The sequence below is a fragment of the Delftia sp. BGA-UO-ETr-SB1 genome (assembly GCF_059567865.1).
Genome location: NZ_JCAQOW010000005.1, coordinates 172397 through 194199 on the forward strand (window position 1 = coordinate 172397; position 21803 = coordinate 194199).

The following is a 21803-nucleotide window of genomic DNA, read 5'->3' on the forward strand; positions in this document are numbered from 1 at the left end:
CGCCCTGCCAAACGCCCTGCCAAACGCTTTGCCACGCCCACTCCCCCGCCATGATGCTCCGCCGCCATCTTCTGCTGTCCGCCGCTGGCGGCTCGCTGCTGCCCTCCATCCTCCAGGCCCAGGTGGCCCCCGCCGCCATCACGCGCGACGCGGCGCGGCCGCTGCTGCCCTCGGGCCTGCAAAGCGGCGATGTGCTGGCTGACCGCGCCATCGTCTGGGCGCGCGCCAGCCGCGATGCGCGCATGTGGATCGAATGGTCCACCACCTCCGGCTTTGCCAACCCCACGCGCGTGCGCGGGCCTGATCTGCTGATGGACAGCAGCGACGGCACGGGCCGCATCGACCTGCAGGGCCTGCCTGCGGGCCAGGACATCTTCTACCGCGTGGTGCTGGAGGACTTTGCCAGCGCCAATGTGCGCTCGCCCGCCGTGCAGGGGCACTTTCGCACGCCGCTGGCGGCGGGCATGCCCGCCACGCGGCCGCTGCGCCTGGTGTGGAGCGGCGACACCGCAGGCCAGGGCTTCGGCATCAACGAGGCCTTTGGCGGCATGCGCATCTACGAGGCCATGCGCAGGACCGACCCCGACGTGTTCCTGCACAGCGGCGACACCATCTATGCCGACGGCCCCATCGCCGCGCAGATGAAGCTGCGCGACGGCACGCTGTGGAAGAACCTGGTCACGCCCGAGGTCGCCAAGGTGGCCGAGACGCTGGACGAATTCCGGGGCCGCCACCGCTACAACCTCATGGACGCCAACGTGCGCGCCCTGGGCAGCGAGGTCGCCCAGATCTGGCAGTGGGACGACCACGAGGTCACCAACAACTACTCGGACAGCAAGAGCGTGGCCAACGACGCGCGCTACACCGAAAAGAACGTGCAGCTGCTGGCGGCGCGCGGCCAGCGCGCCTTCATGGAATACGCGCCCATGCGTCCCTTCGGTGCGGCCATGCACCAGCGCCTGTACCGCCGCCTGCCCCAGGGCCCGCTGGCCGACATCTTCGTGATCGACATGCGCAGCCACCGCGGCCCCAACAGCCACAACCTGCAGGCGGCCGAAGGCCCGGACACCGACATGCTGGGCCGCCCCCAGGTGCAGTGGCTGCTGGACGGCCTCAAGCGCAGCCGCGCCACCTGGAAGCTGATCGCCAGCGACATGCCCATCAGCCTCTTCGTGCCCGACGGCAAGGATGCCGAAGGCCGCGCCCAGTGGGAGGCCGTGGCCAATGGCGAGCACGGCGCGCCCCGGGGCCGCGAGTTGGAGATGGCGCGCCTGCTCAAGGGCATCAAGGATGCGGGCATCCGCAACGTGGTCTGGCTCACGGCCGACGTGCACTACACGGCCGCCCACCATTTCAGCCCCGAGCGCGCCAGCTTCCAGGACTTCGACCCGTTCTGGGAATTCGTCTCCGGTCCGCTGAATGCGGGCGGCTTCGGCCCCAACGAGATGGACAAGACCTTTGGCGGCGAAGTCGTGTTCCAGAAAAGCGCGGGCCACGCCAACTCCGCGCCCAGCGAAGGCTTCCAGTTCTTCGGCCAGCTCGACATAGACCACCGCAGCCAGGCGCTGACCGTGGTGCTCAAGGACCTGGACGGCAAGGCGCTGTACACGAAGACGCTGGAGCCGCAGCGCAGCTGAGCCTGCCGCCTGGAGATCACGGCATTGCCCCCGCCGCAGGCCCCTGGCCGGCGAACAGGGCAAGATGGCCGGCTGCGGCATTCGGGCCGCTCAGACACAGCACGGAATCTCCATGAAGCACTACGACTACATCGTCATCGGCGGCGGCAGCGGCGGCATTGCATCGGCCAACCGCGCCGCCATGCACGGGCGCCACTGCGCGCTGATCGAAGCCGGCGAGATCGGCGGCACCTGCGTCAACGTGGGCTGCGTGCCCAAGAAGGTCATGTGGCATGCGGCCCAGATCGGCGAGGCCATGCACCGCTACGGCCCCGACTACGGCTGGGATGCCACCGTCGACCGCCTGGACTGGCAGCGCCTGCTGGACAGCCGCAGCGCCTACATCGACCGCATCCATGCCTCGTATGAAAGCGGCCTGGCGCGCAACAAGGTCGAGCTGATCCAGGGCTTTGGCCGCTTCGTGGATGCACGCACCGTGGAGGTGGGCGGCCAGCGGCTCAGTGCCGATCACATCCTCATCGCCACGGGCACGCGCCCGGCACGGCCCGACATTCCGGGCGCCGAGCTGGGCATCGACTCGGACGGCTTCTTCGCCCTCAAGGCCCTGCCTGCGCGCACGGCCGTGGTGGGTGCCGGCTATATCGCCGTGGAGATTGCCGGCGTGCTGCACGCGCTGGGATCGCAGACCCATCTGTTCCTGCGCCAGAACTCGGCACTGCGCGGGTTCGATCCGCTGCTGAGCCAGACCCTGATGGAGATCATGGAGGCCGAAGGCCCCGCCGTGCACCGCCAGGCCACCCCGAAGGCCGTGGTCCGCAACGCAGACGGCAGCCTGGACCTGCAACTGCAGGACGGCAGCAGCCACACCGTGGACTGCGTGGTCTGGGCCGTGGGCCGCAGGCCCGACACCTCGGGCCTGAACCTGGAGGCCGCAGGCGTGGCGCTGCAGGACAGCGGCCACATCGAGGTGGACAAGTTCCAGGACACCAATGTGCCCGGCATCCACGCCGTGGGCGACATCACGGGCCGCATCGAACTCACGCCCGTGGCCGTGGCCGCCGGCCGGCGCCTGTCCGAGCGCCTGTTCAACGGCAAGACCGGCGAGCACCTGGACTACGACAACGTACCCACCGTGGTCTTCAGCCACCCACCCATCGGCACCGTGGGCCTGACCGAGCCGCAGGCACGCGAGCGCTTTGGCGACGATCAGGTCAAGGTCTACCAATCGGCCTTCACCGCCATGTACACGGCAGTCACGCGCCACCGCCAGCCCGCGCGCATGAAGCTGGTCTGCGTGGGCCCAGAGGAACGCATCGTGGGCATACACGGCATCGGCCTGGGGATGGACGAGATGCTGCAGGGCTTTGCCGTGGCCCTGAAGATGGGCGCCACCAAGCGCGACTTCGACGACACCGTGGCCATCCACCCCACGGCGGCCGAGGAGTTCGTGACCATGCGCTGAACAGGCGCACAGGCTGACCTCAGCGGTTGACCACGGCCTTGGGCAGGGCCAGCGTCAAGAGGCTGCCGGCCACCAGGCAGGCGGCGAACAGCAGCAGGCCTGCGCTCGACGAGTGCGTGAGATCCTTGAGCCAGCCCAGTAAATAGGTGGCCGCAAAGCCTCCCAGGTTGGCAATGGAGGCGATCAGCGCAATGCCTGCGGCCGCCGCCGGCCCCGTCAGGAACGTGGCGGGCAGGCACCAGAACACGGGAAAGGCTGCCATGATGCCCGCCGTCGCCAGAGAGAACAGCAGCACGGTGGCGAACACATGGCCGGTGTACAGCGTGCTCAGCGCCATGGCGGCCGCGCCCGCCAGTGCCGGCAGCACGATGTGCCAGCGCCGCTCGCGGCGCCGGTCGGAGCTGATGCCGTTGAGCAGCAGCGCAGCGATGGCAAAGGCATTGGGAACGGCCGTGAGCAGGCCGATCTCGGCCGTGCTCCTGACCCCGGCCTCGCGGATGATGGTGGGTAGCCAGAAGCTGATGGCATAGGTGGACATCATCAGGCTCAGGTCGATCAGGCCCAGCAGCCAGACCCGGCCGCTGGACAACGCCGCCCACAGCGAATGGTGGGACTCGGCCAGCCTGTCGCTGTCGAGGTTGGCGCGCAGCACGCCCTTGTCGCGCGGCGACAGCCATTTGGCCGACTCGATGCTGTTGGGCAGGTAGACGAAGACCAGCAGGCCCAGCACCACCGAGGGAATCGCCTCCAGGAAGAACAGCCACTGCCAGCCCGCATGGCCACGCACGCCGGCAAAGGCCGTCATGATCCAGCCCGACAGCGGCGCCCCGACCAGGCTGGCCAGCGGCAGGCCGATCAGGAACAGTGCCATGATCTTGCTGCGCATGCGCGTGGGATACCAGTAGGTCAGGTACAGCATGACGCCGGGAAAGAACCCCGCCTCGGCCACACCCAGCAGAAAGCGCAGCACATAGAACTGCATGGGCGTGCTCACGAACATGGTCGCGCCCGAGATCAGGCCCCAGGTGATCATGATCCGCGCGATCCACAGCCGCGCGCCCATGCGCGCCAGCACCAGGTTGCTGGGCACCTCGAAGAGGATGTAGCCCACGAAGAACAGGCCCGCACCCAGGCCGTAGACCGTCTCGCTGAAGCCCAGGTCCTGCTGCATCTGCAGCTTGGCCAGCCCCACGTTGATGCGGTCCAGATAGGCGGCCAGGTAGCACAGGCAGAAGAAGGGCACGAGCCGCCACGTCACGCGCCCGTACAGCTGCCGCTGCTCCTTCTCCTGCTCCCGCAAATGGACCCCCTGCCCCTGCATACCGCCAATGCCTGCATTGCTGTGAACTGACATTTCAGCTCATTGCTGTGTTGACCATTGCCACCGTTCATGGCCCTGCGTCGCCGCGTTGGCGCACTGCAGCCGGATCCGGCGGAAACATCTGTCTGCAGTGGAAATTTCAAGTGCCTACGCTCAATGCTACGCACGATAGTCAAAAACAAATCAAGTAGTTTCCCGATAGCCATCATCGATCAAGTCGCACAAAAATCCCTGTACGCAAGGGAAACAAGGGGCGTCAACTCACGCAATGCCTTGGTGCTCCTTTGTAGTGAACACGACTCAATTCAAGTGCATACGCTTCAAAACCCCGAATCTGCGGAATGAAATCCGTGATCAGAACCGAGGAGACAACCCATGCCCAGACTGCAATCAAGGACAGGACACGCCATTGCCCTGGCCACCCCGGCACTTGCCCTGCTCCATGCCATCGCCCCGCTGCCGGCGGGCGCGCAGGTCACGCTGCAGGGTCAGATCGATGCCTTCGCGGGGTTCTCGCGCCCGCTGGGCGCGGACAAAGGCACGGGCGTGCTCACGCCAGGCGGCATGCAGACGAATTTCTGGGCCTTGCGCGGAACGGAGGACCTGGGTTCTGGATTGAAGGCCGTGTTTGCACTGGAGGCCTTCTACCGCGCGGACAGCGGCGCCGAAGGGCGTTTTGCCAATGACGCCTTCTTTGCGCGCAGCGCCTATGTGGGGCTGAGCAGCGGCTGGGGCACGCTGCAACTGGGGCGCAACACCACGCCCTACTGGCTGGCCACCATCGCCTTCAACCCGTATGCAGGGTCCTTTTCGTTCTCACCCGCGGTGCTGCACAGCTTCGGGCCCAACGGCACGGCCGCCGCGCCGCTGCGGGGCGACTCGGGCTGGAGCGACAGCCTGCTCTACACCAGCCCGTCCTGGGGCGGATTCACGGCACGGCTGCAGTATTCGTTCGAGCCGCCGGCCGGCACGCCCGCATCCCAGCGCCGCGATGCGGACAAGTACGGCGCCAGCCTCAGCTATGCGGGCGGCGCATTCGCCGCCGCCCTCGCCTACCAGAGCGTGGCCTATCCCAATGCCGCCACCACCGCTACCGCCACCGGCTTTGACCGCCAGAGCGCCTGGCTGCTGGGCGGCTCCTACGATCTGGGCATGGTCAAGCTGTTCGCCCAATACCAGCGGCTGGCCGACACCGTGGCCGGCGCGGACCGCCGCAGGAACAGCGGCCAGTTCGGCCTGTCCATTCCCGCAGGCCCGGGCGCCGTGCTGGCCTCATATGGCCATGCGCGCACCTCGGGCGCCGAAGACGCCAGGCGCAACACCTGGGCCGTGGGCTATGACTACCCCCTGTCCAAGCGCACGGACATCTACCTCAACAGCCTGCACGACCGCATCACGGGCACGGGCGCCGGCAGCGGCCAGACCTGGGGCCTGGGCCTGCGTCACTATTTCTGAGTCCTGGGCTGGGGCTGGGCCGGTGGCTGCTGCACCACGCGCAACACCGTCTCCACCATGTGGTCGCCCCAGCGCTGCAGCTCGGCCTGCTGCAGCAGCTCCTTGTCGAAGAAGGCGCTCAGCGTGTGGCGGTTGGAGAGGTAGAAGTAGCCCAGTCCCATGACCGTGATGTAGAGATCGTCGATGTGCACATCGGGACGGAACAGGCCCTGGGCCATCCCCGATTCCACGGCCTTGCGCAGCAGCGTGATGGCGTTGGGAAAGAAGTCGCGTATGCCCGAGGCCTTCTTCAGGTGCTTGCCCTTGAGCAGGTTTTCGGTGTTGAGCAGGAAGATCAGCTCCGGGTGCTCCTGGTAGTAGCGCCACATGAAGCGCACCACGGCCTCCAGCGCCGCGCGCGGATCGTCGAAGTCCACCACCAGCTTCGCCTCGGCCTCCACCAGCTTGCGGTAGGCGTTCTCCAGCACGGCGGCGAACAGCTTGTCCTTGCTGCCGTAGTGGTAGTAGAGAAGGCTCTCGTAGCACTTGGCCTGCTTGCCGATGCGCTGCACGCTGGCGCCGTCGTAGCCACTTCTGGCGAACTCGATCTCGGCCGCCAGCAAGATGGCCTCCTTGGTCGTCTTGCCGGTCTTGGCAGTCCGCTTGCGCCCCGCAGACGCCTTGGCAGACGCCTTGGAAGGGGCCTTGGAAGGGGCCGACTTCGCAGCGGCTTTCCTGGCGGGCGCAGCCTTGCGCTTCGGGGTGGCGGGAACTTCCTCGGGATCAGTGGTCATGGGCGCGGCGTCAGGTGAAGGGGGCGTTGCGTCGGCCATTCTAGGGAAAAACGCCATATTGAAATTGAGTGTTCACTCAAACAAAATTGAGTGAACACTCAACAAGGAGAGTCCCCATGGAAACCTATGTACTCGATACCTGGTACCCGCTGACCTGGTCGCGCAACGTGGGCCGCCAGCTGTCGGCGCACCGCATCGTCGAACGCGACGTGGTGCTCTACCGCACCGAGGCCGGCGCCGTCGTGGCCATGGAGGACGCCTGCCCCCACCGCCTGCTGCCGCTGTCCATGGGCAAGCTCAAGGGCGATGCCATCGAATGCGGCTACCACGGCCTGACCTTCGACTGCAGCGGCCGCTGCACGCGCGTGCCGGGCCAGTACATGATCCCGGGCAACGCCGTGGTGACCACCTATCCGGTCAAGGAGAACATGGGCCTGGTCTGGATCTGGATGGGCGATCCCTCGCGCGCCGACAGCGTGCCGGTGTTCGACCTGCCCCAGTACCACGACCCGGCGTGGAGCGCCGTCGAAGGCGATGCGCTGCGCATCCAGGCCAACTACCTGAACCTGGCCGACAACCTCTGCGATCCGGCCCATGTGAGCTTCGTGCACCTGAGCACGCTGGGCAACGCGGCCAGCGAGGACATCCCCGTGCACCACGAGGAGCTGGACGGCCGCATCGTCACCTGGCGCTGGATCATCGATGCGCCGGCCATTCCGCTGTTCGCCAAGTACGGCAATTTCAGCGGCAACGTGGACCGCTGGCACTACTACCACTACCACGCGCCCAGCATCGCCATCATCGACTTCGGCAGTGCCGCCACGGGCACGGGCGCCCCCGAGGGCCGGCGCGACAACTGCATGCAGATCTATGCCTGCCACTTCATGACGCCCGTGGACCGGAACACCTCCATCGACCACTGGCTGCACGTCAAGAACTTCACGGCCGATGCCGACACCAATGCGGCCCTCTCTGCCGACTTCCGCGTAGCCTTCGCCGAGGACAAGGCCATCCTCGAAGCCATAGAGCGCAACGAAAAGCGCTTTGCCACGCGCAAGACCATCAAGATCGCCATCGATGCGGCCCCCCGGCGCATGCGCCGCATGGTGGACCGCATGATCGAGGGCGCGCCCACGGGCGGCTGAGGGGCGGGCCATGCACGACGACACCCACCCGACCCTCCCGCCCATCGGCTGCAACGGCCGTGGCGTGCAGCGCTCCTCGCGCCACCAGCCCATCGGCCTTCAGGAGCTGCCCATACGCGAGCAGTTCCGCCTGGTCAGTGAAACCGGCGCCTTCGACTGCTTCGACCGCCTGCCTCTGCGCACGCAAATGGCCGAGTACGAGGCCGCCATCGCCGAGTTCAATCTGCCCGTGCACACGGCCAGCTGGTTCTACCGCCTGGGCGAGGACGAGGCCCTGCTGGCCCACAACCTGCGCATCTGCCAGGCCATAGGCGCGCGCTGCCACAACATCATGACCTTCAAGCACCACCGCGACGGCCATGTGCTGGACGATGCCGAGATCACCGACCACTACCTGCGCGTCTACGACGACGCCATGTCTCTGGGCGTGGAGCCCAGCTTCGAGCTGCACGTCAACATGTGGACCGAGGATTTCCTGCGCGTACGCGAGGTGGCCCGGCGCGTGCAGGCGCATGGCGTGCCCTTCCACTTCACGCTGGACTACAGCCATGTGAACTTCAAGATCGGCAACCCGGCCGAGCAGGAACTGTCGGGCGTGCGCGAACTGGTCGAGAGCGGCGAACTGGTGCTGGACCCCTTCGAGCCCGGCTCGCTGTGCGAACAATGGCTGGACATGGGCATCGTGCGCTGGGCCCAGCTGCGCGCAACCGGCCCCAACCAACCCCTGAACCTGTGGCACCGCAACGAGGACGGCAGCCCGGGCCGGGGCATCCAGTACCCCATGCTGCGGCCCGGCCCCGGCGAATGGCATTCGCCCTGGCACGCCTATCTGCTGGAGCCCTCCAAAGAGGCCATCCGCAAGGTGCTGGCCTACCACCACGCGCACCCGCACAGCCCGCTGCGCCACCTCACCACCGAATTCATCAACCTGCCCGACTACGGCCTGGGCGCACGCTATGACCTGCTGGCGCAGAACGTGGCGGCCGCACGCTTCATGCGGCAAGCCTGGGACGAGATCTGCGCCCGCCCCGCAGTCCAGGCCTCGTGCAAAGGTGCATCATGACCCCCGCACAACACCCCCAAGGCCACGCCGTCATCATCGGCGCCGGGCATGCCGGCGGCACCCTGGCCGCCCTGCTGCGCCAGTACGGCCACCCGGGTCCCATCACTCTGGTCGGCGGCGAAGACCTGCCGCCCTACCAGCGCCCGCCGCTGTCCAAGGCCTGGCTGCAGCAGGCCATGGGCCCGGACGACCTGCTGCTGCGGCCCGCCAGCGCCTATGCCGACCAGGCCATTGCCCTGCGCCTGGGCGTGCGCGCCATGGCCATAGAGCCGGGCTCGCGGCAGGTAGCGCTGAACGACGGGTCGGCACTGCACTACGACCACCTGGTCATTGCCACAGGCGCCGCACCGCGCTGGCTGGCCCTGCCCGGGGGTGAGCGGCCCGGCGTGACCTACCTGCGCACCATGGAAGACGCGCAGGCGCTGCGGGGCCACCTGCAGACCGCCCGCTGCCTGGCCATCATCGGCGGCGGCTATGTGGGTCTCGAAGTCGCGTCCACGGCCCGCAAGCTGGGGGTGCAGGTCCGGGTCATCGAGCGCGAAGGCAGGCTGCTGTCGCGCAGCGCCTCGCCCCAGATGGCCGCACATCTGCACGGCCTGCATGCAGGCCAGGGCGTGGAGATGCATTTCAACGCCTCGGTCACCGCCATCCAGGGCGACAGCCCCACCGGCATCACGGGCCTGAGGATGGCCGATGGCTCCCGCCTGGAGTGCGATGCCGTGCTCATCGGCGTGGGTGCAGCGCCCAGCGTGGAGCTGGCGCAGTCCCTCGGCCTGGACTGCGCGGGCGGCATTGCCGTGGACGGCGAAGGCCGTACCGCCATGGCCGGCATCTACGCCATAGGCGATGCCACGCGCCGCCCCCTGGCCGGCTACCCCGGGCTGCACCGGCTCGAAAGCGTGCCCAGCGCGCTCGAACAGGCCCGGCGCGCAGCCTGCGCCATCACGGGCCGCGCACTGCCCGCCCATGAAGCGCCCTGGTTCTGGTCCGATCAGTACGACACCAAGCTGCAGATCGCCGGCCTGCCCGGCCATGGCGACCAGACCGTGCTGCGCGGCGACCCGGCCAGCGGCAGGTTCGCCGTCCTGCACCTGCGCGGTGGCCAGCTGTGCGCCGCCGAATGCGTGAACTCACCGGGCGAATTCATGGCAGCGCGCAAGGCCATCGCCGCCACGCACTGCGCCGACCCCGGTTTCCCGCCCCTCCCCCCAAAAGCCCCACCCACGCCATGACCACCATCACCTTCATAGAACACAGCGGCCGCGAGCACGTGGTGCAGGCCACCGACGGCCAGAGCCTCATGCGCGCCGCTGTCTCCAACGGCGTGCCGGGCATCGATGCCGAGTGCGGCGGCGCCTGTGCCTGCGCCACCTGCCATGTCTACATACAACCGGAGTGGCTGGACCGCGTGGGCCCGGCCCAGGGCGGCGAAAGGGAGATGCTGGACTTCGCCCTCGACGTGCGCGGCGACTCGCGGCTGGCCTGCCAGATCACGGTATCGCCGCAGCTCGACGGGCTGGTGGTGGGCATGCCGGTGGCGCAGAGCTGAGGGCTGTGCAGATGGGGATGCAACCCCGGACAGCCCGCCCCGCAATCGCGCACCACCCATGTCACCTAACGCAAGGCCGTGGGTTCCGGAACGCGTCAAGCGGCACCGCAAGCCATTGCCTGGAATCGAGAGGGCGAAGGGCTATCTCAGCCCACTACATTGGGTAATCAAATACCTCAAGAGAACCTGAGATCGTGGTCGGTAAATAGTACCTTGTATACCGGAGCAAAATCATCGTCTGAATTTATCAGCGTGAAATCCATATTCATCAAAAGAACACTCTTTTCCAGAATGACAAATCCAGCCGATACTATCTTTTCAATTATTTGATTCAACAAATGATCGCACCCTGCCCCTGAAATCACCTGCCTGCCTGATTTGTCAGAATTTTCCAGGATGGCCACATAATTTCCGACCCAGGAAATAAAAATCTCATAACAACCAATACTGCCATTGATGTCAAGGCGATAGCACACATCATCGTTCACATCTGAATAGTCTTGTGACTCAGCGATATGCTCAATCGATTCTTTCAGCGCACTGGCATCACAAGATGGAGCAGATAATTCAAAGTAATTGGGTTCACGCAATGAACCATATTTCACCAGAACCTGTTCCGCAATATCCTGGATAATTGTACTCATTGAGTCAACTCCCCTGAAGGGTGACTTTCTTCATCCCACCCGTTTTATCCAGCAAAACAAGATCACGATAATATCCGGAATCTTCGTCAGGCAAATAAATATCAATCTTGAAATTCCTTGCCATAAAAGCAAAGGTTGAATTCTCCACCACAACATCCTCTTCAAGATATACAGTGACCATTTTCATCCCTTGGAATTCATGAGAATCTTCAATCAGCAAAACAATTTTTGCCTTTTGCTCCACGAGCTGCTCGACTGAATCTATTGCACAAAAATCACCAGGAGAAAGATCCAAAGAACTCGCAAGATAACCGATCAGTGCTGCAGCCTCATGAACGCCGTCTACAAGAAAATTATTCCAGATCATGAATTGAATCTCATCCAGATGGATTCTTAAATCATCTTCAGCCAACAGAAACCCAAGACATTCCTACAGATTCAACTCCTTTTCAAACAGAGATATTGCTTTCAACATCAGATTCTCTGGTGCATCTTGGCAAATCAGCAATACAAATCTCACGCAATTGAGCCCGGGAAATGCGCCATGAGCGAAGAATTCAACGGCATCCTCCAAGCTCTCGTTCAGGGAGATAGTGACAGCATCCATATCGCCGGCGTCCAGAATCAAGTCATCAATGATCTCTTCCGCGTCGGAGTAGTCTCCCCACGTCGCAAAGAATTCACACCCGATCTCCAGCAACCTCGTTATTGCAAGATTGAATCCGGGGTCCTTACCCTTCCCCGTCACAACGAAACAGCCATGCGGAAGCGGACTGGATTGAATTTTGCCCGCATCGCAGGTTTTCGATACTACAAGCATGTTCTTCATGGGCGCATCTACATGTCCGACTGAACCCACTTCACCTCAGATGGGTGAATGGAAAAATTCGCCATCAGCTTGTTGATGGCAAAAACCGTCTCAACACCTCTGTCCACATAGATCGCTGTGCCTTTGGCTGGCGAATTCACGTAGAAATGAAAGAGGATGGTACCAACATCCTTATCCAAGGCATAGCAATAATGGCAGACATCCAGATCGTCAACATCTCTCACAAAATGCAGTCCGTGCTTTCTGGACAGCTCCGAAGGCCCATCAGACAACAGGATGACCGGCTTTGATTCGCCGCTGGGCCATGGATTATCTTCAGACATTGCTGCGTTTCCTTATCTGCCATGTTGCAATTGCTCGCCGTGGCGTGCTGTAGCCAACGACTTGCCCACCACCGCCCGCAAACACTCCACCAGCAACCGCGTCGTCGCCGTCATCGGCTGGCCGCGCAGGGTGATCAGGCCCACGGCCGGCAGGTCGATGGGCACGGGCAGATCCAGCACGGCGACCAGTCCCTGCTGCGCGAAATGCTCGGCCACGCCGCGCGCCATGAAGGCCACGGCGCCGCGCTGGTGCAGGAAGCTGATCTGCGACAGGAATGAGGCGGACTCGACCAGATCGGCCGGCGGATGCAGGCCGTGGGCGAAGAACTGCTGCTCCAGCTTCACGCGCAGCGATGCCCAGGGCGGGGGCATGACGCAGGGCATGTCGGCCAGCGCCTGCCAGTTGGCAGGCTGCGCCAGCAACGCATGGCCGGGGCGCACGACGGCGACCATGGGCTCGTCGTACAGGGCTTCGGTTTCCAGGTCGGGCGAGGCATAGCCGGGTTCGAGCCGGCCCACGAACAGGTCCAGCTCGCCCATGCGCAGCTTGGGCAGCAGCCGCGTGAGATCGCCCTCCTCGACCAGCACCGTGGTCTGGGCCGATCGCGCCTTCAACTGCTCGACGGCCCGCGCCAGCAGCACGGGCGTGGCCACCACCATGGCGCCCACGCTGGTGCGCCCGCGTGTGCCGCTGGCCTCGGCCGCCATTTCATCGCGCGTGCGCTCGAAGCCCGCCAGCACCGAGCGCGCAAAGCGCACCATGCTGACGCCGGCGGCTGTGGGCTCGGTGCCTCGCGTGGAGCGCTCGAACAGCGTCATGTCCAGCATGCGCTCGATCTCGGCCAGGGTCTTGGAGACGGCGGGCTGGGTCACGGCCAGGAACTCGGCGGCGCGGCCCAGGTGGCGGAACTGGTCCAGGGCCACCAGCAGCTGCAGGTGGCGCAGCTTGAGGTTGGAGCGCAGCACGCGGTCTATCTTGCTCATGGGGTCTTCATAGCTTTGAGGTTATGAAGCCAGTCTATCTTTTCATTGGATTGTCATGATCAGGCGCTGAACAATCGCGCCAGTCAGCCCAAGGCCCGGATCACAGGGCTGCAAAAAGCCAATACAGGAGACAAGCGATGAACACCCCACGCACACGCCATGCAAGCCGGCGCGAATTCGTGCTCGCCACCCTCGGCGCCAGCGCACTGGCCGCCACCGGACCTCTTTTCGCCCAGAACTGGCCCGAACGCCCCATCACCTTCATCTGCCCCTGGCCTGCGGGCGGCACGGCCGACCAGTCCATGCGCGCTTTGTGCACCGTGGCCGGCAAGCTGCTGGGCCAGCCGATTGCGGTGGAGAACCGTGCGGGCGCATCGGGAATGATCGGCGCCAAGGCGCTGGCCTCGGCCAGGGCGGACGGCTACACCATCGGCCAGATTCCCATCTCGGTCACGCGCTTTTCGCAACTGGGCAGCCTGCAGGCCGATCCGCGCAAGGACTACACCTACATCGCGCGCACCTCGGGCCAGACCTTCGGCATTGCCGTGCCCGCCAATTCGCCGTTCAAGACGCTCAAGGACTTCGTGGCCGCCGCCAAGGCGAGGCCTGGCCAGGTGACCTATGCCCATGCAGGCGTGGGCGGTGCCACGCATGTAGGCATGGAGGAGTTTGCGGGCGTGGCCGGCATACAGCTCAACCATGTGCCCTACAAGGGCGGCGCCGAGGCACTGCAGGGCGTGCTGGGCGGCCACGTGGATGCGCTGGCCGACTCCAGCTCCTGGGCTCCCCATGTGGAAGCCGGCAAGCTGCGCCTGCTGGCCACCTGGGGCGAGCAGCGCACGGCGCGCTTCAAGGACGTGCCCACGCTGCGCGAATGCGGCTACGACGTGGTGGTCGATGCGCCCAACGGCATTGGCGCGCCACGTGGCCTGGACCCGGCCGTGGCGGCCAGGCTGCGCGAGGCCTTCCGCGCCGCCGTGGCCAGCCCCGAGTTCAAGTCCGTGGCCGAGAAGCTGGATGCGCCGCTGCTCTACCTGGACGGCCCGGACTACGAGAAGTACGTGAACACGGTCTACCAGAAGGAGACCGTCCTCATCGACAAGCTCAAGCTGCGCGAATTGATGAAGGGCTGACAGCCCGCGAACCCACACCGATGAAAGCCCCGCATGTCCCGCATGTCCCGCACCGATAGCCCCCTGCTGCACCTGCATCCCAACGACAACGTGCTGGTCGCCAAGACCGCTCTGTCGCTGGGCCAGGAGATTCCCGAACTGGGCGTGCGCGCCCGCGCCCAGGTGCCTGCGGGCCACAAGATCGCCGCGCGCCGCATTGCCGAGGGCGAGCAGGTGAAGAAGTACGACACCGTGATCGGCGTGGCCATGCGCGAGCTGGAGGCCGGCGACTATGTGCACAGCCACAACCTGCGCATCGTGGACTACTACCGCGACCCGGCCTTCGGCGCCGATGTGCGGCCCGTGGACTATGTGCCGGAGGCGCAGCGCGCCAGCTTCCAGGGCTTTGTGCGCGCCGGCGGCGGCGTGGGCACGCGCAATTTCATCGGCATCCTGTCGTCGGTGAACTGCTCGGCCACGGTGATCAAGCGCATTGCCGCGCATTTCACGGCCGAGCGCATGGCGGCATTCCCCAACGTGGACGGCGTGGTGGCCTTCGCCCAGACCAGCGGCTGCGGCATGTCCTCGCCCAGCGAGCATTTCGATGTGCTGCGCCGCACGCTGGCCGGCTATGCGCGCCACCCGAACCTGGCCGGCGTGCTCATCGTGGGCCTGGGCTGCGAGCGCAACCAGGTCGATGCCCTGGTGGAGTCGCAGGGCCTGAGCGAAGGCCGGCTCATGCGGACGCTGGTGATGCAGGAAGTGGGCGGCACGCGCGTGACCATAGAGGCAGGCATACGCGCCATCGAAGAGATGCTGCCCGAGGCCAATGCCGCGCGGCGCAGCACGGTCAGTGCCAGCCACCTGAAGATCGGGCTGGAGTGCGGCGGCTCGGACGGGTTTTCGGGCATCACGGCCAACCCGGCCCTGGGCGCGGCCATGGACATCCTGGTGCGCCACGGCGGCACGGCCATCCTGTCGGAAACGCCCGAGATCCATGGCGTGGAATTCATGCTCACGCGCCGCGCCATCACGCCTGCCGTGGGGCAGAAGCTGCTGGACCGCCTGGCCTGGTGGGAGCGCTACGCGGCCGGCCAGAACGCGCAGTTCAACGGCGTGGTCGGCCACGGCAACCAGGCCGGCGGCCTTGCCAACATCTTCGAGAAATCGCTGGGCTCGGCCATGAAGGGCGGCACCACGCCGCTGCGCGCCGTCTACGAATATGCCGAGCCCATCACCGAGCCGGGCTTTGTGTTCATGGACTCGCCGGGCTACGACCCCGTGGCCTCCACGGGCCAGATTGCCAGCGGCGCGCACCTGATCTGCTTCACCACGGGGCGCGGCTCCATGTTCGGCAGCAAGCCCGCGCCCACCATCAAGCTGGCCAGCAACACGCCCATGTACCGCCGCCTGGAGGAAGACATGGACATCAACTGCGGCCTGATCGTGGACGGCGAATGCGGCGTGCCCGAGATGGGGCAGCGCATCTTCGCGCAGATCCTGCGCCACGCCAGCGGCGAGCCCACCAAGAGCGAGGCCCTGGGCCTGGGCGACCATGAGTTCGTGCCCTGGCACCTGGGCATCGTGAGCTGAGCCGCCCCTTACAAACCTTGTATCCACCGATTCCATGCCACTGACCCTGACCCGCCCCGAGCTGCTGCGCAGCGCCAACTTCATCGCCGGCCAATGGACGACCGCGACGGCCACGCCCGCCGCACCTGCCCCGCGCCTGGCCGTGACCGACCCCGCCACGGGCGCACTGATCACCGAGGTGCCCGACTCCGGCGCCGCCGAGGCCCGCGCCGCGCTGGACGCCGCGCATGCCGCCTTCCCCGCCTGGCGCAAGACGCCTGCCAAACAGCGCGCCGCCATCATCAAGCGCTGGAACGACCTGGTGCTGGCCCACCAGGACGACCTGGGCCGCCTCATCAGCCGCGAGCAGGGCAAGCCCCTGGCCGAGGGCAAGGGCGAGGTCGCCTACGCGGCCAGCTACATCGAATGGTTTGCCGAAGAGGCCACGCGCATGAACGGCGAGATCATTCCCGCACCCGTGCCGGGCCGGCGCATGTTTGCGCTGCGCGAGCCCGTGGGCGTGGTGGCTGCCATCACGCCCTGGAACTTTCCGGCCGCCATGATCGCCCGCAAGATCGCGCCCGCACTGGCCGCCGGCTGCACCGTGGTCTGCAAGCCCGCGGAAGACACGCCGCTGACCTCGCTGGCCCTGGTGCTGCTGGCCCAGGAGGCGGGCGTGCCGGCCGGCGTGCTCAACATCGTCACGGCCTCGCGCGAGAAGACGCCCGAGGTGGTGGATGTCTGGCTTGACGACGCGCGCGTGCGCAAGATCACCTTCACGGGCTCCACGCCCGTGGGCAAGCACCTGGCGCGGCGCAGCGCCGACACGCTCAAGAAGCTCTCGCTGGAGCTGGGCGGCAATGCGCCCTTCATCGTCTTCGAGGACGCCGACATCGAGGCCGCCGTCGATGGCTTCATGGCCGCCAAGTTCCGCAATGGCGGCCAGACCTGCGTGTGTCCCAACCGCGTCTTCGTGCACCGCAGCGTGCACGACACGTTCGCACAGAAGCTGGCCGCGCGCGTGGCCGCGCTGCACGTGGGCCCGGCCAGCGACCCGGCCTCGCAGATCGGCCCCATGATCAATGCGCGTGCCGTGGAAAAGATCGAGCGCCATGTGCAGGACGCCGTGGCGCGCGGCGCCAGGGTGCTCACGGGCGGCAGGCGCCTGGATGCCCTGGGCGCCAACTACTACGCGCCCACCGTGCTCACGGGCGCCGATGCCTCCATGGCCTGCGCCTGCGAGGAAACCTTCGGCCCCGTGGCGCCGCTCACGGTCTTCGACAGCGAGGACGAGGTCATCGCCGCCGCCAACGACACGCCCTTCGGCCTGGCCGCCTACTTCTACAGCAACGACGCACGCCGCATCTGGCGCATGGCCGATGCATTGGAGACCGGCATCGTCGGCATCAACGAAGGCGCACTGGCCGCCGAGGCAGCGCCCTTCGGCGGCGTCAAGGAATCGGGCTACGGCCGCGAGGGCTCCACCCACGGCCTGGACGACTACCTGCACACCAAGTACGTCTGCCAGGGCCTGCTGGACTGAATCTTTCCCTCAACGAAATCACCGGACACCATGCCAGCCCATAACCCCTTCAAGACCGCCCTGGCCGCAGGCCAGCCCCGCATCGGCCTGTGGCTGTCCATGGCCGACCCCTACCTGGCCGAGGCTGCCGCCACCTGCGGCTATGACTGGCTGCTGATCGACGGCGAGCACGCGCCCAACGACGTGCGCAGCACCCTGGCCGCACTACAGGCCGTGGCCCCGCACCCGGCCCAGGCCGTGGTGCGCGTGGTCGAAGGCAGCACGGCCCTGATCAAGCAGATGCTGGACATAGGCGCCACCACCCTGCTCGTGCCCATGGTGGACACGGCCGAACAGGCGCGCGCCGTGGTGGCCGCCACGAGCTACCCGCCGCTGGGCGTGCGCGGCGTGGGCAGCGCCGTGGGCCGCGCATCGCAGTGGAGCGCACGCGGCGACTACCTGCAGGTGGCCGACGACGAGATCTGCCTGCTGGTGCAGGCCGAGACCGTGGCCGCTCTGCACAACCTTGAAGCCATCTGCGCGGTGGACGGCGTGCACGGCGTCTTCATCGGCCCCGCCGACCTGGCCGCCTCCATGGGCCACCGCGGCAACCCGGGCCACCCCGAAGTGCAGGCCGCCATCGAAGCCGCCATGAAGACCATCATCGCCAGCGGCAAGGCGGCCGGCACCCTGACCTCGGACCCCGCCCTGGCCCGCCGCTACCTGGATCTGGGCTGCAGCTTCGTGGCCGTGGGCGTGGATGTGCTGCTGTTTGCGAATGCGGCGCGCAGGCTGCGCGCGCAGTTCGATGATTCGCCGGTGGCCGCGCCTGCACAGCAGGCAGCTGCCGCCTATTGAATCAGCCAGCCACCAGCCAGGCCAGCAGCCCCGCCGCCGCTGCAGCAGCGGCCACACGCCGCGCGAACTGCGGCGCATAGGTCAGCAGCAGGCCCAGGGCCAGGGCCGCAAAGGTCAGCAGGCCCAGCCAGGCGGCCAAGGCCACCGAGGCATTCCAGCGCAGCAGGCAAGGCGCCAGCGATAGGGCCAGCAGCGCGTAGCCGGCCAGCCGCCAGGCCTTCAGGCGCGCGGGTGCCAGGCCTTCGGTGCCCAGCTGGTCCTGGTGCCGGTCCATGGAAGCGGCGATGACGGCAAAGCCTGCAAAGGCCAGAAAAAAGGCGGCAAGAATCATCATGACGCGCGCTCCAGCGTGGGGGCATGGCTGGTGGTGCGGGTTTGCGTGCGGGCGGCTGCAGGCAATGCAGCCGCTGCCGGCTTGCCGCGCAGCAGCCACCAGGCCACCACGCCGTGGATGGCGGCCAGGCCCAGCATCAGCAGCTCGAAGCTGGCGATGCTCCACTGCCCGTTGGCCAGGGTCTGCACCAGCGAAGCGCCGCCCGTCAGCAGGTTGAGCAGGGGCAGCAGCGCGTACAGCACGGCGGCCAGCGCCATCTGCTGCAGCCAGGCATTGCGGTGCGAGACCAGCAGCGGATGCAGCAGGCACAGCAGCCAGATGATGAAGAAGCCGTTGATCTCCCAATCACTGCGTGCCTGCATGGGCACGGGCAGCAGGCGGTTGAGCCAGAAGAAGCCGGCCACGGCCACCGACAGGCCCGCGATGGAGCCCACGTTGAGCACCTCCACCAGCCGGTGGCCGAAGGGCGTGCGGCCCAGCTTGCGGCGCTCGGGCATGCGCTTGACCACCCACAGCACCATGCCGGACGCGGCCATGAAGGTGCCGACCACGCCGCTGAGCAGCAGCAGCCAGCGCGTGGCGGGCTCGGCAAAGCGGCCCAGGTGCACGCCGGTGATCACGTTGCTGGTGGCGCGCACCCAGGAGATGGCGGGCGCCTCGGGGCTGGCCTGCAACTGGCCGGTCACGCCGTCGAAGCGCAGGGTCTCGGACTGGCCCCGGTTGATGAGGCTCATGCCGCCGCCTTCGCGCAGCTCGACCACCGCGCGCGAGGTGCCGGGCGCGTTGACGGTGATGCTGCCCACGCCGTGCTCGGGCCAGCGGCGCGCGCCCTCGGCCATCATGGGCGCGATATCGGCCAGCGCGGCCGCCTGGCGCTCCTGTTTGCCACCGCGCGCGCCCGGGCCCTGGTTGGCCGCCTGCCCGCGTGCCCCGCGCACATCGGCGAAGTAGGCATTGGTGTCGCCGTTGTAGGCCGCCTGTATGCCCCAGGGCATGAGCATGAACATCAGCAGCACCAGGCCGCTGAAGGTGATGACGATGTGAAACGGCAATGCCAGCACGGCCGTGGCGTTGTGCGCGTCCAGCCAGGAGCGCTGGCCCTTGCGCGGGCGGAAGGTGAAGAAGTCCGTGAAGATCTTCTTGTGCGTGATCACGCCCGTGATGATGGCCACGAACATCAGCATGGTGGCGAAGCCCACGATCCAGCGGCCCCAGATGCGCGGCATGGCGTGCAGCTCGAAGTGGAAGCGGTAGAAGAAGTTGCCTGCGCGTGTCTCGCGCGGCTCCAGCTTCTCGCCCGTGGCGGCGTCGATCTCGGCGCGCTTGGTGCCTGCGCGGCCCGTGGCGGCGCCGGGCTCGCGCCAGGATGCGGCCACCGCTACCTGGCGCGGGCCGGGCAGGCCCAGCGTCCAGGTCGTGGCTTCCGGCGCGATGCGCTGCATGGCGTTCAGCGCGCGCTGCGCGGTGTCGGCGTCCTGCACCGAGCCGTGCAGCTCGGGCCGCATCCAGTCGTTGATCTCGTCGCGGAAATAGCTCAGGGTGCCCGTGAAGAACACCGCGTAGAGCAGCCAGCCCAGCAGCAGGCCGCTCCAGGTGTGCAGCCAGGACATGGACTGGCGCAGTCCCTCGGGTTTGCCGTCTGCCCTCATGCGGCGGCTCCGTTCGACAGCATCCAGGCCAGAAGTCCCAGGCCCGCGCCCGGCAGGCCGATCACGGCCCAGGCGCGCCAGGCGCTGGCGCAGCCGAAGGCCCACATGGCCGCCACGGCGTAGATGATGAAGGCCAGCAGCGTCGAGCCCAGCGCCGCATCGGCCCGTTCCACGCCCAGCCAGACCATGGCGCGCGCGCCCGTGGCGGCGCAGGCGGCCGACAGCAGATAGCCGCCGCCGATCGCTGCCAAGGCGCGCGAGGCCACGGCCACGCGGTAGCGCAGCAAGGATGGAGAGGACCCTCCCGGGGTCGAGGCTTGCATGGAGATGACCTTTCTTGCGGATCGTTGCCCGTTCCGGACGCCGCGGCCGCAGCGCAGGCCCGGACGGACAAAGGCGCCACAACAGTCCAAGGTCTGTGCGGCGCCGGGCGTTGGCCGCGCGCCTGAAGCACGCCGCCTTTCAAAGAGCGGGAATGATAATGATTTTTATTACCCGAGTCATTTAAAGAAATGCAAAGCCGGCCTCCTGCCACCGGCCCCGACCATCTCCCTGGCGCCTTTTCCCCTATCGCGCCCGCCCCGCCAGCCAGCGCCCGCCGAACTGGTTGATCACCATGCCCGCCAGCACGGCCAGCGTGCCCATCCACTGCATCAAGGTGGGCCGCTCGCCCAGCAGCAGCATGGCCGAGACCAGGCCCACCACGGGCACCATCAGAGACAGCGGCGCCACCGTGCCGGCCGCATAGCGCTGCAGCAGGCGCGTCCACAGGCCGTAGCCCAGCAGCGTGGCCAGCAGCGCCAGGTACAGGATGGAGGCCACGGCGGTCAGGTCGATCCCCGCCAGTTGCTGCACGACCGTATCCGCGCCATCGGTCCAGACGGCCAGGGCCATCAGCGGCGCGATGGGGAAGATGCTGCTCCAGACGATGAAGGGGAAGGGCTCGTAGGGGCCGCTGCGCGCCGCATAGCGCGTGATCATGTTGGACACGGCCCACATGCAGGCTGCACCCACGGTCAGCAAAAAGCCGGCCAGCGTCATGGCGTTGTCGCCTTCGCCATGGGCGCTGCCAATGGCAACCAGCCCGCCCAGCGACACCACCAGGCCCAGCCAATGCCACAGGCGCGCGGGCTCGCCCAGCAGGAAGGCGGCCAGCAGCAGCGTGACGAAGGCCTGCGTCTGCAGCACCACCGAGGCCATGCCGGCCGGCATGCCCAGCTTCAGGCCCAGGAACAGCATGCCGAACTGGCCCACGCCCTGCACCAGCCCATAGGCGGCCAGATAGCGCCAGCCCACCGACTTGGGCGGGCGCACGAACAGCAAAAAGGGCAGCGACGCCACCACGAAGCGCAGCGCGCTCAGCAGCATGGGCGACAGCGTCAGCAGACCGAACTTCATGGCCACGAAGTTGGTGCCCCAGATCAGGATGACCAGCAGCGCACGCGCCCAGTCGCCACGGCTCAGGTGCTGCGCGGTCATGCCCTGCCCTCGGTGCAGCGGGGCCTGCAATGGTCAGGGACAGCGGCCGGCAGCACCGGCAAGGAACAGGAAGAAGGCATGGCAGGCAATGG

22 protein-coding genes are annotated in these 21803 nt (G+C 66.7%); 11 read left to right on the forward strand and 11 right to left on the reverse strand.

All coding sequences use genetic code 11. The annotated features are described in order from the left end of the window. The first annotated feature begins 50 nt into the window (after positions 1 to 50). A complete protein-coding gene (locus AC57B5_RS10930) occupies positions 51 to 1637 on the forward strand; it encodes an alkaline phosphatase D family protein (RefSeq protein ID WP_238002763.1) in 1587 nt (528 codons plus the stop codon). Between the two features lie 112 nt (positions 1638 to 1749). Continuing rightward, entirely contained in the window at positions 1750 to 3099 is a 1350-nt protein-coding gene (gene gorA, locus AC57B5_RS10935; RefSeq protein ID WP_496399506.1) for a glutathione-disulfide reductase, read from the forward strand. A gap of 19 nt (positions 3100 to 3118) precedes the next feature. Here the strand turns inward: gorA and AC57B5_RS10940 are convergent, their stop codons facing one another. Beyond that, the gene (locus AC57B5_RS10940) at positions 3119 to 4453 is read right to left on the reverse strand and encodes an MFS transporter (protein ID WP_486703788.1); all 1335 of its coding nucleotides are present in this window, start codon (positions 4451 to 4453) and stop codon (positions 3119 to 3121) included. A 342-nt stretch (positions 4454 to 4795) separates the two neighbouring features. Here AC57B5_RS10940 and AC57B5_RS10945 point away from each other — a divergent pair, with 342 nt between their 5' ends. Continuing rightward, positions 4796 to 5875, forward strand: a complete 1080-nt coding sequence (locus AC57B5_RS10945) for a porin (RefSeq protein WP_496399507.1) — start codon at positions 4796 to 4798, stop codon at positions 5873 to 5875. Here AC57B5_RS10945 and AC57B5_RS10950 read toward each other — a convergent pair. Beyond that, complete coding sequence (locus AC57B5_RS10950) at positions 5866 to 6648, reverse strand: TetR family transcriptional regulator (RefSeq protein WP_496399508.1); 783 nt, start codon at positions 6646 to 6648, stop codon at positions 5866 to 5868. The genes AC57B5_RS10945 and AC57B5_RS10950 overlap by 10 nt on opposite strands. 116 nt (positions 6649 to 6764) lie before the next feature. Here AC57B5_RS10950 and AC57B5_RS10955 point away from each other — a divergent pair, with 116 nt between their 5' ends. The 4 genes from AC57B5_RS10955 to AC57B5_RS10970 are packed head-to-tail and all read left to right on the forward strand — an operon-like array spanning position 6765 to position 10405. Continuing rightward, positions 6765 to 7793 (forward strand): aromatic ring-hydroxylating dioxygenase subunit alpha, encoded by a 1029-nt coding sequence (locus tag AC57B5_RS10955; protein ID WP_496399509.1) that lies wholly within the window; start codon positions 6765 to 6767, stop codon positions 7791 to 7793. Between the two features lie 10 nt (positions 7794 to 7803). Further along, positions 7804 to 8856: a xylose isomerase gene (locus tag AC57B5_RS10960; protein WP_496399510.1), complete on the forward strand. Its 1053-nt coding sequence runs from the start codon at positions 7804 to 7806 to the stop codon at positions 8854 to 8856. Beyond that, the gene (locus AC57B5_RS10965) at positions 8853 to 10088 is read left to right on the forward strand and encodes an NAD(P)/FAD-dependent oxidoreductase (protein ID WP_496399511.1); all 1236 of its coding nucleotides are present in this window, start codon (positions 8853 to 8855) and stop codon (positions 10086 to 10088) included. Before AC57B5_RS10960 ends, AC57B5_RS10965 begins: the two co-directional genes overlap by 4 nt. Then, positions 10085 to 10405: a 2Fe-2S iron-sulfur cluster-binding protein gene (locus AC57B5_RS10970; RefSeq protein ID WP_097202995.1), complete on the forward strand. Its 321-nt coding sequence runs from the start codon at positions 10085 to 10087 to the stop codon at positions 10403 to 10405. The genes AC57B5_RS10965 and AC57B5_RS10970 overlap by 4 nt, the downstream gene beginning before the upstream one ends. 176 nt (positions 10406 to 10581) lie before the next feature. On the opposite strand, the gene AC57B5_RS10975 is transcribed toward AC57B5_RS10970, so the two are convergent. The 5 genes from AC57B5_RS10975 to AC57B5_RS10995 all read right to left on the reverse strand — a co-directional run bounded on the left by AC57B5_RS10975 (position 10582) and on the right by AC57B5_RS10995 (position 13185). Then, the gene (locus AC57B5_RS10975; RefSeq protein WP_496399512.1) at positions 10582 to 11049 is read right to left on the reverse strand and encodes a hypothetical protein; all 468 of its coding nucleotides are present in this window, start codon (positions 11047 to 11049) and stop codon (positions 10582 to 10584) included. Positions 11050 to 11053: 4 nt separating this feature from the next. Beyond that, positions 11054 to 11416 (reverse strand): hypothetical protein, encoded by a 363-nt coding sequence (locus tag AC57B5_RS10980; RefSeq protein WP_496399513.1) that lies wholly within the window; start codon positions 11414 to 11416, stop codon positions 11054 to 11056. Positions 11417 to 11479: 63 nt separating this feature from the next. Next, complete coding sequence (locus AC57B5_RS10985; protein ID WP_496399514.1) at positions 11480 to 11878, reverse strand: hypothetical protein; 399 nt, start codon at positions 11876 to 11878, stop codon at positions 11480 to 11482. Positions 11879 to 11886: 8 nt separating this feature from the next. Next, complete coding sequence (locus AC57B5_RS10990) at positions 11887 to 12201, reverse strand: hypothetical protein (RefSeq protein WP_156897932.1); 315 nt, start codon at positions 12199 to 12201, stop codon at positions 11887 to 11889. A gap of 12 nt (positions 12202 to 12213) precedes the next feature. Continuing rightward, complete coding sequence (locus AC57B5_RS10995) at positions 12214 to 13185, reverse strand: LysR substrate-binding domain-containing protein (RefSeq protein ID WP_496399515.1); 972 nt, start codon at positions 13183 to 13185, stop codon at positions 12214 to 12216. Positions 13186 to 13322: 137 nt separating this feature from the next. Here AC57B5_RS10995 and AC57B5_RS11000 point away from each other — a divergent pair, with 137 nt between their 5' ends. Genes AC57B5_RS11000 through hpaI form a run of 4 tightly spaced genes read left to right on the forward strand, consistent with a single transcriptional unit; the run spans position 13323 to position 18249 of the window. Then, positions 13323 to 14318, forward strand: coding sequence for a Bug family tripartite tricarboxylate transporter substrate binding protein (locus tag AC57B5_RS11000; RefSeq protein ID WP_034391410.1), 996 nt, complete (start codon positions 13323 to 13325; stop codon positions 14316 to 14318). 42 nt (positions 14319 to 14360) lie between these two features. Beyond that, positions 14361 to 15890, forward strand: coding sequence for a UxaA family hydrolase (locus tag AC57B5_RS11005; RefSeq protein ID WP_496400104.1), 1530 nt, complete (start codon positions 14361 to 14363; stop codon positions 15888 to 15890). Between the two features lie 34 nt (positions 15891 to 15924). Then, a complete protein-coding gene (locus tag AC57B5_RS11010) occupies positions 15925 to 17412 on the forward strand; it encodes an NAD-dependent succinate-semialdehyde dehydrogenase (RefSeq protein WP_496399516.1) in 1488 nt (495 codons plus the stop codon). 30 nt (positions 17413 to 17442) lie between these two features. Further along, the gene (gene hpaI, locus AC57B5_RS11015) at positions 17443 to 18249 is read left to right on the forward strand and encodes a 4-hydroxy-2-oxoheptanedioate aldolase (protein ID WP_496399517.1); all 807 of its coding nucleotides are present in this window, start codon (positions 17443 to 17445) and stop codon (positions 18247 to 18249) included. A 1-nt stretch (position 18250) separates the two neighbouring features. On the opposite strand, the gene AC57B5_RS11020 is transcribed toward hpaI, so the two are convergent. From AC57B5_RS11020 to AC57B5_RS11035, 4 genes are all read right to left on the reverse strand, one after another. After that, positions 18251 to 18583, reverse strand: a complete 333-nt coding sequence (locus AC57B5_RS11020; protein WP_269197099.1) for a DUF3325 family protein — start codon at positions 18581 to 18583, stop codon at positions 18251 to 18253. Further along, positions 18580 to 20232: a PepSY-associated TM helix domain-containing protein gene (locus AC57B5_RS11025; RefSeq protein ID WP_496399518.1), complete on the reverse strand. Its 1653-nt coding sequence runs from the start codon at positions 20230 to 20232 to the stop codon at positions 18580 to 18582. Before AC57B5_RS11025 ends, AC57B5_RS11020 begins: the two co-directional genes overlap by 4 nt. Further along, positions 20229 to 20555: a DUF3649 domain-containing protein gene (locus AC57B5_RS11030; RefSeq protein ID WP_012204261.1), complete on the reverse strand. Its 327-nt coding sequence runs from the start codon at positions 20553 to 20555 to the stop codon at positions 20229 to 20231. The genes AC57B5_RS11025 and AC57B5_RS11030 overlap by 4 nt, the downstream gene beginning before the upstream one ends. Before the next feature lie 244 nt (positions 20556 to 20799). Next, a complete protein-coding gene (locus AC57B5_RS11035) occupies positions 20800 to 21711 on the reverse strand; it encodes an O-acetylserine/cysteine exporter (RefSeq protein WP_012204260.1) in 912 nt (303 codons plus the stop codon). Positions 21712 to 21803: the final 92 nt, after the last annotated feature.